Origin of the sequence: Endozoicomonas sp. Mp262 (assembly GCF_025643335.1) — a bacterium.
Classification (GTDB): Bacteria; Pseudomonadota; Gammaproteobacteria; order Pseudomonadales; family Endozoicomonadaceae; genus Endonucleibacter.
Map to the genome: position 1 here is coordinate 1,530,001 of NZ_CP092489.1, position 13,028 is coordinate 1,543,028.

At 45.0% G+C, this 13,028-nt stretch carries 12 protein-coding genes, 1 tRNA gene and 2 rRNA genes (1 of these 15 running past the window's edge); 10 read left to right on the forward strand and 5 right to left on the reverse strand.

Features of this window, described 5'->3' with window-relative positions:
• A 23S ribosomal RNA gene (locus MJ595_RS06615) occupies positions 1 to 1,275 on the forward strand; it begins 2,197 nt to the left of the window's first position.
• Positions 1,276 to 1,432: 157 nt separating this feature from the next.
• A 5S ribosomal RNA gene (gene rrf, locus MJ595_RS06620) occupies positions 1,433 to 1,548 on the forward strand.
• A gap of 224 nt (positions 1,549 to 1,772) precedes the next feature.
• On the opposite strand, the gene MJ595_RS06625 is transcribed toward rrf, so the two are convergent.
• Complete coding sequence (locus tag MJ595_RS06625; RefSeq protein WP_263081644.1) at positions 1,773 to 2,279, reverse strand: glutathione peroxidase; 507 nt, start codon at positions 2,277 to 2,279, stop codon at positions 1,773 to 1,775.
• A 228-nt stretch (positions 2,280 to 2,507) separates the two neighbouring features.
• On the opposite strand from MJ595_RS06625, the gene MJ595_RS06630 reads away from it, so the two are divergent.
• Complete coding sequence (locus tag MJ595_RS06630) at positions 2,508 to 3,209, forward strand: type 1 glutamine amidotransferase (protein WP_263081646.1); 702 nt, start codon at positions 2,508 to 2,510, stop codon at positions 3,207 to 3,209.
• A 164-nt stretch (positions 3,210 to 3,373) separates the two neighbouring features.
• On the opposite strand, the gene MJ595_RS06635 is transcribed toward MJ595_RS06630, so the two are convergent.
• A complete protein-coding gene (locus MJ595_RS06635; RefSeq protein WP_263081647.1) occupies positions 3,374 to 4,189 on the reverse strand; it encodes a DUF4344 domain-containing metallopeptidase in 816 nt (271 codons plus the stop codon).
• A 257-nt stretch (positions 4,190 to 4,446) separates the two neighbouring features.
• On the opposite strand from MJ595_RS06635, the gene mutY reads away from it, so the two are divergent.
• The 6 genes from mutY to MJ595_RS06665 all read left to right on the forward strand — a co-directional run bounded on the left by mutY (position 4,447) and on the right by MJ595_RS06665 (position 10,327).
• Positions 4,447 to 5,505 (forward strand): A/G-specific adenine glycosylase, encoded by a 1,059-nt coding sequence (gene mutY / locus MJ595_RS06640; protein WP_263081648.1) that lies wholly within the window; start codon positions 4,447 to 4,449, stop codon positions 5,503 to 5,505.
• Between the two features lie 160 nt (positions 5,506 to 5,665).
• Positions 5,666 to 6,601: an acyltransferase gene (locus MJ595_RS06645; protein WP_263081649.1), complete on the forward strand. Its 936-nt coding sequence runs from the start codon at positions 5,666 to 5,668 to the stop codon at positions 6,599 to 6,601.
• A gap of 281 nt (positions 6,602 to 6,882) precedes the next feature.
• The gene (locus MJ595_RS06650) at positions 6,883 to 8,160 is read left to right on the forward strand and encodes a peptidoglycan DD-metalloendopeptidase family protein (RefSeq protein ID WP_263081650.1); all 1,278 of its coding nucleotides are present in this window, start codon (positions 6,883 to 6,885) and stop codon (positions 8,158 to 8,160) included.
• A 107-nt stretch (positions 8,161 to 8,267) separates the two neighbouring features.
• The gene (locus tag MJ595_RS06655; RefSeq protein WP_263081651.1) at positions 8,268 to 9,713 is read left to right on the forward strand and encodes a YdiU family protein; all 1,446 of its coding nucleotides are present in this window, start codon (positions 8,268 to 8,270) and stop codon (positions 9,711 to 9,713) included.
• 72 nt (positions 9,714 to 9,785) lie between these two features.
• Positions 9,786 to 10,052, forward strand: coding sequence for an oxidative damage protection protein (locus MJ595_RS06660; protein WP_263081652.1), 267 nt, complete (start codon positions 9,786 to 9,788; stop codon positions 10,050 to 10,052).
• Between the two features lie 199 nt (positions 10,053 to 10,251).
• Positions 10,252 to 10,327 (forward strand) — tRNA-Phe (locus tag MJ595_RS06665).
• Between the two features lie 61 nt (positions 10,328 to 10,388).
• Here MJ595_RS06665 and MJ595_RS06670 read toward each other — a convergent pair.
• The gene (locus tag MJ595_RS06670) at positions 10,389 to 11,159 is read right to left on the reverse strand and encodes a hypothetical protein (RefSeq protein WP_263081653.1); all 771 of its coding nucleotides are present in this window, start codon (positions 11,157 to 11,159) and stop codon (positions 10,389 to 10,391) included.
• A 245-nt stretch (positions 11,160 to 11,404) separates the two neighbouring features.
• Here MJ595_RS06670 and MJ595_RS06675 point away from each other — a divergent pair, with 245 nt between their 5' ends.
• Entirely contained in the window at positions 11,405 to 11,764 is a 360-nt protein-coding gene (locus MJ595_RS06675) for a hypothetical protein (RefSeq protein ID WP_263081654.1), read from the forward strand.
• A 52-nt stretch (positions 11,765 to 11,816) separates the two neighbouring features.
• Here the strand turns inward: MJ595_RS06675 and fliO are convergent, their stop codons facing one another.
• Together fliO and MJ595_RS06685 are read right to left on the reverse strand one after the other, a co-directional pair.
• A complete protein-coding gene (gene fliO, locus MJ595_RS06680; protein WP_263081655.1) occupies positions 11,817 to 12,218 on the reverse strand; it encodes a flagellar biosynthetic protein FliO in 402 nt (133 codons plus the stop codon).
• A 93-nt stretch (positions 12,219 to 12,311) separates the two neighbouring features.
• Entirely contained in the window at positions 12,312 to 12,986 is a 675-nt protein-coding gene (locus MJ595_RS06685) for a response regulator transcription factor (protein WP_263081656.1), read from the reverse strand.
• Positions 12,987 to 13,028 lie beyond the last annotated feature (42 nt).

The window sequence follows — 13,028 nt, forward strand, 5'->3', positions numbered from 1 at the left end:
TGTGATTCAAAACGTAAACGATGAGACAGATTTTTATCTGGGTTATAGCTCTGATCTTCGAAAAAGATTAGATCAACATAATTCGGGTATGAATGCTTCTACCAAGGGTAGAATATGGCGCATTGCTTACTATGAAGCATATCAAGTCAAAGAGTTTGCGAGAGCTCGCGAAGCTAAACTAAAGCGCAACAAAAAAATGCGTCAGATGTTAATGCAACGTGTGCGAGAGCAATTTGGTGGTGAGGGAAGCTCTTGATCGAAGCCCCGGTAAACGGCGGCCGTAACTATAACGGTCCTAAGGTAGCGAAATTCCTTGTCGGGTAAGTTCCGACCTGCACGAATGGCGTAACGATGGCCAAGCTGTCTCCACCCGAGACTCAGTGAAATTGAAATCGCTGTTAAGATGCAGTGTATCCGCGGCTAGACGGAAAGACCCCGTGAACCTTTACTATAGCTTCACAGTGGATCTTGATGTTGCTTGTGTAGGATAGGTGGGAGGCTTTGAAGCGTGGACGCCAGTCTGCGTGGAGCCAACCTTGAAATACCACCCTGGCAATATTGAGGTTCTAACCCAGGTCCCTAATCGGGATCGGGGACATTGTGTGGTGGGTAGTTTGACTGGGGCGGTCTCCTCCCAAAGAGTAACGGAGGAGCACGAAGGTGCGCTAAGTACGGTCGGACATCGTACGGTTAGTGTAAAGGCACAAGCGCGCTTGACTGCGAGAGGTACATCTCGAGCAGGTACGAAAGTAGGTCTTAGTGATCCGGTGGTTCTGAATGGAAGGGCCATCGCTCAACGGATAAAAGGTACTCCGGGGATAACAGGCTGATACCGCCCAAGAGTTCACATCGACGGCGGTGTTTGGCACCTCGATGTCGGCTCATCACATCCTGGGGCTGAAGCCGGTCCCAAGGGTATGGCTGTTCGCCATTTAAAGTGGTACGCGAGCTGGGTTTAGAACGTCGTGAGACAGTTCGGTCCCTATCTGCCGTGGACGTTGGAAGTTTGAGGAGAGCTGCTCCTAGTACGAGAGGACCGGAGTGGACGAACCACTGGTGTTCGGGTTGTGTCGCCAGACGCATTGCCCGGTAGCTATGTTCGGACGGGATAACCGCTGAAAGCATCTAAGCGGGAAGCCCCCTTCAAGATGAGACTTCCCTGACTCCTAGAGAGTCCTGAAGAGCCGTTAAAGACTATGACGTTGATAGGCTGGGTGTGTAAGCGTTGTGAGGCGTTGAGCTAACCAGTACTAATGACTCGTGCGGCTTGACCATATAACGCCAAAGCGATTTACCTTCTAGAGACTAGGTGCTTGAAACTAGAGACTAGAAAAAGCTGTACACGAAGAGTGTCGTGCAAGAATTAAAGCTTAAAACCGGATTCCAGTCAGAGCCTAGTCTCAAGTTTCTAGTCTCTGACCACTAGTTTACGCTTGACAGCCATAGAACATTGGAACCACCTGATCCCATCCCGAACTCAGCAGTGAAACGATGTATCGCCGATGGTAGTGTGGGGTTTCCCCATGTGAGAGTAGGTCACTGTCAAGCACTTATTAAAAAACCCTGATAGCTAAGCTGTCAGGGTTTTTGCTATGTGCAAAAAAGAACGAAGCTCCCTCGTTCCCAGGCTCCCGCCTGGGAATGCAGACCTCCCCTCTACGTAAATGCTGTGCTGAAGGATGTATCCGCAGGCATTCCCGGCGGGGACGCCGGGAACGAGATAATAAATAACGGTCTGGCAGGATAGAGACGTCCGGATTGTAGATTAATTGCTAAGCTGCAGTCTTGGCTTTTTTAAGCCGCTTGAGTGCAAGACGAATGTCAAGCTCGAGATCTTCTGGTTTGGTTTGAGGTGAGTACCTTTCGACTTTATTTTGCAACGGTGAAATTAAAAATTTAGTAAAATTCCATTTGATTCTTTTAGAACCCAGTAGACCAGGAGCGGCTTTTTTCAGATCTTGGAACAAGCGTGGAGCATTGTTTCCATTAACATCAATTTTTTCGAAAACAGGGAAGGAGACTCCGTAGTTTTTCTCGCAGAATAGAGCGATATCCTTGTGGTTGCCTGGCTCCTGGTGGCCAAACTGATTGCATGGAAATGCAAGTATCACAAGGCCTTCATCTTTATATTTGCGATAAAGGTCTTCAAGCCCCTGGTATTGGTCTGTGAATCCACATTTGCTGGCAGTATTAACAATCAGTACAACATTGTTCTGGTATTGATCCAGTGACTGTAGCTGGCCGTTTAACAGGTGCATTTCATAATCATGTAGATTCATTATTTATTCCTTCTAATAGTTTTTGAGTCTATGAATAATGGATTAAATGGACAATATCATGTATTTGGCATAGGGCAAGTGATTTATTGGCAAGAGTTGTGGATTTGTATTGGACAGTGTAGAGATAGGGAGTTCTAACAACTTAATACTGCTGATAATTTATAGACCTATAATCGAGCTGGGGTTATCTTTTAGAAAGAAGAGGAACATTTTATAGAGAGTGACTGGATGACTCATATTGGTATCTTGTTATGTGATGAGCACTATCCTGAAGCTGTTGAAAAATATGGCACTTATGACGTTGATTTTAAGTCTATGCTGTCAGGTGAAGGAGAAAGCAATTTTTCTTATAGCGTATGGCGCTGTTATAGGGGAGAGTTTCCTGAAACAGTGACACTTTGCGATGCCTGGATCATCAGTGGGAGTAAGTGGGGAGCTTATGATCCTGATGAATGGATTCAGAAACTTAAGATTTTTATTAGATTAGTCGACCAGGCGCATGTGCGACTAGTAGGGATCTGTTTTGGGCATCAGATTATTCATGCTGCTTTAGGAGGGGAAGTACATAAATCCAGTAAAGGTTGGGGGTTAGGAGCATACCCTATTACGTTATATGGGAATCTGAACAGTATTCCCAGGGGGACAGCGTTGAGATTATTGGCAATGCATCAGGATCAAGTCTCAACCATGGCTGATGACTTTATGCTATTGGGGGGGTCTGATTTTTGTCCCTATGCGATTACCAGAAAATCACAGTATATCATGACTTTTCAGGCTCATCCGGAGTTTGAAGATGGTTTTTACAGAGGGCTTTGTGAACTGGTTCGTGAGGATGTTGGAGATGAAGCTATAGATAGAACCATTAAAGAGCTGGGTCAGGTGGATGATCGTGAGTTAGTGAGGCATGTCATTAAAGAGTTCTTGAGTTGATTTTGTTTATTGATTGGTTAAATGACATATATATTTGATTCATTGATTACCGGTTTTCAGCCAGTTCACACCACATGGTGACGAGTATTGGTTCGGTGATAAGTCCAACACCTACATCAGGTGATGCAAATTGCGCTGTTTAAAAATAGGGCTGAAAATGTGTTTTATTGAGTTTTCCGGATTTCTTTTTTAGTCAAAACCTCAGGGTTGTTTTTCTCTATTTTTGAGAAAACCTGGTATAACTGCCCACCCTTCTTAAGGCTAGGCTTCAGTAGCCGTAGCCAGTTCCGTTGAAGCTTTAGGAAATGAGTTTGACATGAGGCCATTTGTTTATTATCAACTCCCAGATCGCCTGATAGAGCCTTGTAATCTTTTGGGCTGCTCCCATAGAGCAGGCAAAGTATTTGATGGGCTCTCTGGCTATTAAAGCTATTCCTTTGGGAGCTTTTCTGACCAAGAACATCCTCATGACTGTCTTCTACAAACCAATAAAGATCAGCAGCAGAGACTACCCGCTCATGAGATTTTTGATGAAGGCTAATCAGCATCAGTGTGGCGAACCCATCAACGATATTTTCCTCATTACCCACAATAGGGAGGTCTAAAATATCAATAAGGGCATAGCCTAGCTCATGGTATAGCATATGAGTCATGGCATTACCGACAAAATGTGCTTTTGCCTGTGCACTTTCCCCATAATAGTTAGCAGAGTAAAACTGTAGTACATCGCTTACAAAGTTATGGGGGATTGCTATGGTTTGGGTATAAGGGTCGTAATAAGTGCTTTTATCGGCGGAATATTTATCTTTAGGCTTTTTTGGATTTCCGCCAATGACTAGTTTGATATTGGCGGGAATTTGAAACTCATGGTTGATAGTATCGACAACACTTTTTATTGTGTCGTCTATTTGCCGCCAGAGTTTTGTCTGCGTACCTGTTGCGGCCTGAGGTGCTGTAAACTCAAGATTTACGCTGGCCATAGCCGGAGCAGAGAGTCCAATTGAGCCTAATAGAGAGAGAGTATAGATCGCTTCTTTTAACATAATAACATCACAGGTACACTCAACCCTACGTCAGAGGGTTATAAATCAGTGTTGTATTATGCCTATTGTCTTATTGGACGGATATAGGTTTTTCGAACTTGATGGAGTAGGGATGGCCCCTAAAGATGCAGTAGAGCAAGTGCTACTATCTGCGTAGTTTTTTGAAAAATATATTTTATGCAATAGGGTAGTGAGTGAGTTCTACACTTTCTTTTAGCACAATGGTTTTAAACTGGTTTGATCGCCATGGCCGCAAAGATCTGCCCTGGCAGCAACATATTACGCCTTATCGTGTTTGGGTCAGTGAAATCATGTTGCAGCAAACCCAGGTTGCCACGGTGATTCCCTATTTTCTGCGTTTTATGGAGCGCTTTCCAGATGTTCAGGTACTAGCCGCTGCAAAAGAAGATGATGTGCTTCATTTATGGAGTGGGCTGGGTTATTACTCAAGAGCCAGGAACTTACACAAAGCTGCAAATTACCTGATTGAAAACTATCAGGGGGTATTTCCAAACTCTGTTGAGACCCTTTGTGAGCTACCTGGTGTGGGACGTTCTACAGCAGGAGCCATTGCTGCCATTGCCATGGGAATCAGGGCTCCCATTTTGGACGGGAACGTGAAAAGGGTTTTAGCCCGCTATCAGGCGGTGCAGGGCTGGCCAGGTAAAACGGCAGTTGCTCGTACATTATGGGACATTGCAGAAAGTTACACCCCTGAGGATCGAACAGCAGAATATACACAGGCAATGATGGATCTGGGTGCTATGATTTGTACTCGAACCAAGCCAGCCTGTGCTTTGTGTCCGCTTATGGAGAGCTGTGTTGCCCTTCAGCAAGGTAAAGAAACCTGTTTTCCTGAGCCTAAGCCCAGGAAGATTTTACCAGAGAAATCGGTAAGGATGCTGATGATCATCAATGATGCGGGAGAGGTGCTTCTGGAGAAAAGGCCTGTCACTGGTGTTTGGGGAGGGCTTTGGAGTTTTCCCGAAGTTATCACTGAGTCAGACCTGGATGGACAGGTGGCTGATAAAGTTGGGATAACACTAGACCGGATAGAAAAATGGGAGCCTTTTCGGCACACATTCAGTCACTATCATCTTAATATTACCCCTGTTAAAGCGTCAGTTAAGCAGGGTGCTTCCATGGTTGCAGAATCGGGGCGTTGGCAGTGGTACCACTTTGATAACCCTTCAGAGTTAGGTGTTGCAGCTCCGGTTAAAAAACTGATGGAAAAACTGCGGCAGAGTTTATAGAAATATAATAATTATCTGTATTCTCACGCTCTTTACTATATGTATGGTGATGAAGGGAGAGCGGGAGTAGACTATGAGGGCTGAACCTATTGTTACCAGGTGCTGTTTTTGATCAATGGTACCTGAATGTGTATGACTTTCTATTGCAAAACTACAAACCATGCTGTCTTTTCTGCCGTCTCCTGTTAAAGGACTGATTGCTGCAAGTTTGCTGATAATAAATACGTTGGTGTTATGCGGCCCGCTCTTCTTCTTTGCGCTATTAAAGTTCATTATTCCGATTCCATCCTGTCGCCGCCTTATTGGCCGCATCATTAATGGTATTGCCGAGTTGTGGATAACTTTTAACAGTGGCTGGATGAAACTCACTCAAAAGTGTGATTACCGAATTGAGGGGATCGAAAAACTTGATCCTCGAGGCTGGTATCTGGTTACGGCTAACCATCAAAGCTGGGCAGATATCACGATTATGCAGCATATCCTTAACCGTCGGGTTCCCTTTATGAAGTTTTTCCTGAAACAGGAGCTTATCTGGGTACCAGTGATAGGGTTATGTTGGTGGGCGCTCGATTTTCCTTTTATGAAAAGATATACCAAGGCCTATCTTGAGAAATATCCGGAAAAAAAGGGGAAAGATCTTGAGACAACGAGGAATGCGTGTCAAAAGTTCAAAGACACTCCGGTTTCCATCGTCAATTATCTTGAGGGTACCCGCTTTTCAGAGGCAAAACATAAGAAGCAAAAATCACCTTTTGAGCATTTGCTTAGACCCAGGGCGGGAGGCATCAGCTATGTCATCAGTGCCATGGGAGAGCAGATTCGTCAGATGGTGAACATTACCATTTACTATGGCGACAGGCATATTGGCTACTGGGACTTTTTATGCGGTCGTATACGGCAGGTCACAATTTCCATTGATGTGGTTGATATCCCCAATACCTTTTTTGGTAAAGACTATCAAAATGATGAAGTCTTCCGTGAGCAGTTTCAGGGGTGGGTAAATCAGCTCTGGATTGATAAGGATGAGCAGCTTCAGTCAATGGCTAATGCATCAGAGATGGAGAGAAACATCAAAAAGACTTGCTCAATAGTGTAAGGGGGTAGCAGTAATCTCAGTTACCTTTCTTTTATTATGTGAAAATGCCTGGATTTGATAGGGGATTACCGCAATGTCCTTCTTTGTTCTGAAGCTGTTACATTATAACACGAAAAATTACTCGGTTATTCACCGACAAACTCATAACGAACATCTATATTTACGGCTTTGTGTGCTTTTTAGCTGAGAGACTCCGTTTGAAAAAACTGTGAGTGTTTCATGTTTTGAACCGGTGATCAGAAAATCTCCCGGAGTGCTGGCAAGGCTTACTTACAGTTACTATGAAGAAATCCGCAAAGCTCAAGTTGCTACTGATTATTCCTGCTGTTGTGTCTGCTGTATTGATCCTTGCCAAGGGGGTAGGAAGCCAGACCAATCTATATGATGCTCATGAAGAACTTATATACGACAACGACCTTCCTTTTAAGGAGGTAGTTGAGCCCAGCGAACCCCAATGGCAAACGTATATCATCTCAGCAGGAGATAGCTTTAGTAAGATTGCCTCCCGACAGTTGGGCTTGACACCGGCCGAAGTGTTAAGCATTACAGAACAAGCTAAAAAAAGTATCAATTTATCTCAATTGAAAATTGGTCAGACTATCGAATTTCTTATAGATAATCAGGCTAATATGCAAGCATTGAAGTTTAATCTTAAAGCAGGCTTGGCGTACCTGGTGACACGGGAGGAGAGTGGCTTTTCCGGGAAAGAAATAGCAAAAGCTGTGACCAGGGTTCATCAGATCTATAAAGGTTCAATCAGGCAAAACCTGAGCAATGCCCTTCATACTCAAGGGGTTCCCGTTGCCCTGGCAACCACTGCTGGAAGACTGTTGGAGAAAAAGAATAATCTGCGCCGGGATCTGCGGGAGGGAGACCGGTTTGATATCCTGGTGGCATCGGATGAAATTGATGGACACTTGTACTCTCCAAAGATAGAGGCTGTCAGGATTAATGGACAACGCATTAAAGCAGAAATTTATTTGTGTTCAGATGGCTCTTACTATGACCAGGAAGGAAAAAGTCTTGACCCCGGATTCAACCGATACCCCTTTGAGGCCTCTTACCGTATTAGTTCCCCATTTAACCTGCATAGGAAGCATCCTATAACCGGGCAAATTCGGCCACACTATGGTACGGATTTTGCCACACCTTCGGGAACACCAGTGCTTTCCCCTGCCGACGGCATAGTGAAGAGGGTAGGCTATCAACAGTATGCGGGACACTATGTAGTAATAGAGCATTTTAATGGCTATCTCACGCGATATTTTCACCTCTCAAAAATTCTGGTGAATACTGGAGACAAAGTAGCCATAGGTAGAAAAATTGCCCTGACCGGCAATTCGGGCAGAACCACCGGAGCCCACCTGCATTATGAGCTTCATAAAAACGGACAGCCGGTTAATGCTATGCTTGTTTCCTTGCCTGAAAGTCATAACCTGGAAGGGAAAGAGTTGGCCGCCTTTCAGTCTCAGGTATTGCAAAAAATTGCTATCCTGACCAATTCAGAGAAGGCATTGGCCTATTCTGAATCAAAAGGTAATGAGGTTCCGGGTGCCTGAACGTGCCAGGCATTGTTTGTCTCTGCCTCCATGCCCGCTTTGTGGCTGTGATAAAGTGATAAATTGGCTTTAAAAAGGGATCTTGTTTCGTTAAATAGGCTGGCTTGATGAACTTTATAAACACCTTTGCGGGCCTTCCTGAAACGTTTTACACCCGGCTACTGGCTACTCCACTAATCAATCCCCGCCTGGTTGCCCTGAGTGCGTCGGCTGCCAGCTTGTTGGACTTGAAAGATAAGCCATCGCTTCGGGATGAACTGACAGCTGTGTGTTCTGGAAACGCCAACTGGATTAGTGCTGAGCCACTGGCTATGGTCTACTCGGGGCATCAGTTCGGGGTTTATAATCCTCAGCTGGGTGATGGTCGGGGGCTATTATTGGGAGAGGTCAGAAACGCCTGTGGTGAAAAATGGGATCTCCACCTGAAAGGAGCGGGGAAAACGCCCTATTCGCGATTTGGTGATGGCCGGGCGGTGTTGCGCTCCTGCGTCAGAGAGTATCTTTGCTCAGAAGCCATGCATCATCTAACGATTCCCACAACCCGGGCACTTTGTGTTGTTGCCAGTGACACACCTGTATACAGGGAGACAGAAGAAGCTGGTTCCACACTGCTTCGCCTTGCGAAAACACATATCCGCTTTGGTCATTTTGAATACTTTAGCTATACCAATCAACTTGACTCCTTAAAAACCTTGACAGACTACACCATTAAGCACTGTTTTCCCCATTTACTTCAGGCAGGTGACCGCTATCGTTTATTTTTTAAGGAGGTTCTTGAGAAAACTGCCCGGTTAATTGCTTGCTGGCAGTCGGTTGGTTTTGCCCATGGTGTGATGAATACTGACAACATGAGTATTGTTGGAGAAACTTTCGATTATGGGCCCTTTGGCTTTATGGATAAGTTTGATTGGCACTATATTTGTAATCACTCTGACCATCAGGGACGGTATGCGTTTAGCCAGCAACCTGATATAGGTTATTGGAACTGTGGGCGTTTAGGCAGTGCCCTTCTGCCTTTGTTTAATAATAATGCTGAAGCCATTCAGACGACTTTGGATCAGTTCCCTGGTTCATATTCCAGTTATTACACCCGGCTTATGAGGCAGAAGCTGGGGTTGTTGATACCTGAAGATGAAGATCCGGAACTTATTAGAGAGCTGCTGGCTGCCCTGCAAAAATGCGGGTGTGATTACACACTGTTTTTTCGGGCGCTCTGTGACTTTGTTGCGGGCAAAGATAATGAAAAGCTACTTAAGGTTATTGGAGGGAGTGCCATGACTGGCTGGCTCCAGCAATATAGCCAGCGCCTGAAACGGAATCTGGTTGATGATACCCGCCGTTGCCAGCAAATGAAGACAGTAAACCCAAAGTTTATTCTGAGAAATTATCTTGCCCAGCAGGCCATAGAGCATGCTGAACAGGGGGATTTCAGTGAGATTAATCGTTTGATGACTGTTTTGGAAACGCCTTTTGATGAGCACCCTGATTACGAAAGCTATGCTGAACCTCCCCCCCTGTGGGCAAGTGGCTTAAAGGTGAGTTGTTCATCCTAATGAAAACATAATCTCCTCATGTGGTTTAGAATACCCTGGTAATATCACTCCTATCTATATAATGAGGTGTCTATGACCCGTACCGTCTACTGTGTAAAGTTAAAGAAAGAAGCAGAAGGTTTGACTGTTCCTCCTCTGCCAGGACCTAAAGGACAGTGGGTATATAATAATATTTCACAGCAGGCCTGGACTGAGTGGCAGATACATCAGACCCGGTTGATCAATGAGAAACGTTTGAATTTGCTCGACCCGGAAACCAGAAAGTATTTGACTGAGCAGATGGATAAATACTTTGCCGGAGATGATATTGATCGCGCTGAAGGCTATATCCCTGAGTAAAAACAAGGGTGAAAGGGGGAAAGCGATGAAATCATGCTGACCCCGCGACACCTTATGTTTATTGGTCTTTTAGTGGTTGACGTCCTGTTGTTCAGTAGGATTTAAGAAAAAAATGATTTTTTTTTATCTTAGTGCTTGACTCCAAAGCCTTAAATCCGTTTAATACGCCTCGTCCTCAGCGACAACAACTCGCAGAGACGCCCGGATAGCTCAGTCGGTAGAGCAGAGGATTGAAAATCCTCGTGTCGGTGGTTCGATTCCGCCTCCGGGCACCATCTACTAGAAAGCCCTGATTATTTCAGGGCTTTTTTGTATCTGCTTTATACCATCCTGCTCTTATTCTCTCAGGCCAAAAGGTAGTGTCCGGTATTTTACGGCTTTGGCTCTGGCTTTTTTGATAACCTCACTTAACTCTCTCCTTGCCACATCTTCAGGAATTGGAGCCTCTCTTTTTTCTACTTTTAGTTGGCCAAATAAGGTTGTGTTATCGGCACTATCCTGGATTCCCTTCTCAACCACTATTAAAGAGGGGTAGAGGTTCTCTAGCAGGCAGGGGCCTATAGCACCAGTTCGTTCGGATAGTTTTCCCTCTGCCAGTCGTTTTGCTGCTATGGAGGTACCGTCAGGCTCTTGCAGCTCCTCAAGGTTCTTGCCTTTTTTCCATTGGGTTATTTGGCCAAGGGCCGCTGGATGGGAAATGATGACCTGCAGAGATTGTTTCTGATTAACAGACTTTCGCGTTCTCAGCAGGCACATCTCAATGGGCAGGCTAATGCTATCGGTGACGTCGATTACCCGGTATTCCTGTATGGCCTCAACAGTGGCTTTTACCAGGTGACCGGAGATAAGGTCATTTCGAAGGGCGACAAAGGCTTCAGCACTATTTTTCCAGGCTTGTTCAAAAGTTTTTAGTGGGGTACCACTGAAGATAAAAGCAGGGCCTTCATGGGAATGATTCTGATATAGCTGTGTTATGGCCTGGTGGTTAAAGCTTCCTGGTGCTGCCTGAACATAGATTGCAGCTGACATGGTTGAAAGCCCCTTGCCTGGACTCGAATCGGGTTTACTGGAGTTATTTAACTGGCAACCCGTTAAACCCAGTGCCATAACCATAGTGAGTAAAGCTATTGTTTTATTTATAGGTTTTCTGTAGTTCAGCATTAAATACACCTTTACCAATTTTGTGACCCTGAAAAAAAAAGCCTTGAGGGAGGTTTTTTAGTGTAGTTTGAAATTATTTTCTGGTTATTTTTTATACGAGATTTGAGCCAATAATGGAAACCGGGCGGGTTTATGTAATAGTCTGATAAAAGCGGTATTCGATGGAATGTGACTTTTTGAGGAGGAACCTCATGGGCAGTCCGTTAAGTTTAAAAGATGAGGCGTATTTATGTATGTTATGCCTGAAAAACAGCCTGGACCGTATAGTGAGGCTTTATTGGACTTATATTCAACTTCGCTCTGCTACAGGTGATGCGCCCCCCATTCTATTTGCCATGCTTACAGTACTCTGTACCAAAAGGGAGCGTCTTGAAAAGAAGCTAAACCTGTCATGGCCAGACTATATGCAAGATAGAAAGTGGCATGACCAGGAGGAGCAAATGGCTAACTTGAAAGGCCTTAGTCATGAGACCCAGGAAGAGTTGCAACAAATTTGTGCTACAGAGTTAAAACTGCTTCAGCTGGTTTGTTTAATGATTAATCGGGATTGATTGCGAAGAGAATCAATCTCGTTTTGAGCACGCTGTATGCAGTTTCGCGACACTATGATTTTTCACCTTTATCACGCTTCATCAGCTTTCTGAACTGTTGTGATAAGTCATGGGGGCTACTATTGGCAGGCTGGTCAACTACAGGCTCGTTGAAGGTTTCAATTCGAGTGACCTGCTGGGCTGTCACGCCAACCAGTATGTCTTTTCCACCCACTCTTACCAGGCACAGCCGGGCCTGATTTGAAACAGGAGTACTTGCAATAACCATGATGTCTTTACCCATGGCTGTTTGCCCCGGATTGACTTTTTTGACAAGCCAGGCAAGCAGGAAAATCAAGGCAATAACCAATAATAGCGGTGTGATAACCTGCATTGCACTCATCTCAGTAACCGGGCTTGGCTCAGCAAGGGCCGGCAAGACTACCAGGCTGAGCAGGATCATAATCGCTTTCATCAGTTGGTCCGCGTGCAAAAACTCTTCAGATTACTAAACCAGTTCTAGGCTTGAAATTGCAAGTACAAATTTAGACTACTTTCCAAACAGGCTCTAAGTACAGTAAAGGTTGAACAAATAGCCCTGTCCGCGCACTGTTTCAATGGGGCTTACATTGCCGGCGGCTTCCAGCTTTTTACGCAGGCGACCAATGAGAACTTCCAGTACATTACTGTCGCGCCCTTCATTTTCATAAAGGATGTTAATCAGTTTCTGTTTGTTAACCACTTGCTGATTGTGGCGCATTAAGTATTCCAGGATCTGGTATTCATAGGCTGTGAGCGTCATTGGTGTTTGATGAGCCAACACCTGTTTCCTGGATAAATCCAGAGTAAAAGGGCCTGCTGTAATATATGGCTGGCTAAAACCGGATGATCTTCTGACCAGGGCATTTAGTCGTGCTTTTAACTCTTCGATATGAAAGGGCTTGACCATGTAGTCATCGGCACCGGCTTCCAGGCCTGTCACTTTATTTTCCCAGTTGCCTCGGGCAGTCAGAATAAGAATAGGAAAGCCGTTACCCTGTTGTCGCAATGTTCTGATTAGCTCTATGCCACTGATTCCCGGGAGTCCCAAATCTATAATGGCCGCATCAATTTCAGACTGCTGAGGGATATCCAGGGCTTCTTCAGCATCAGGAACCACATAGGTCTTATGACCAGAGTTTTCCAGCTGATAATGGATGTGATGACGCAACAAGTCATCATCTTCGACAACCAAAAATTTCATGTTAACTGTCCTGCACCGGCATGTGGGGATAAATTCTGGCAG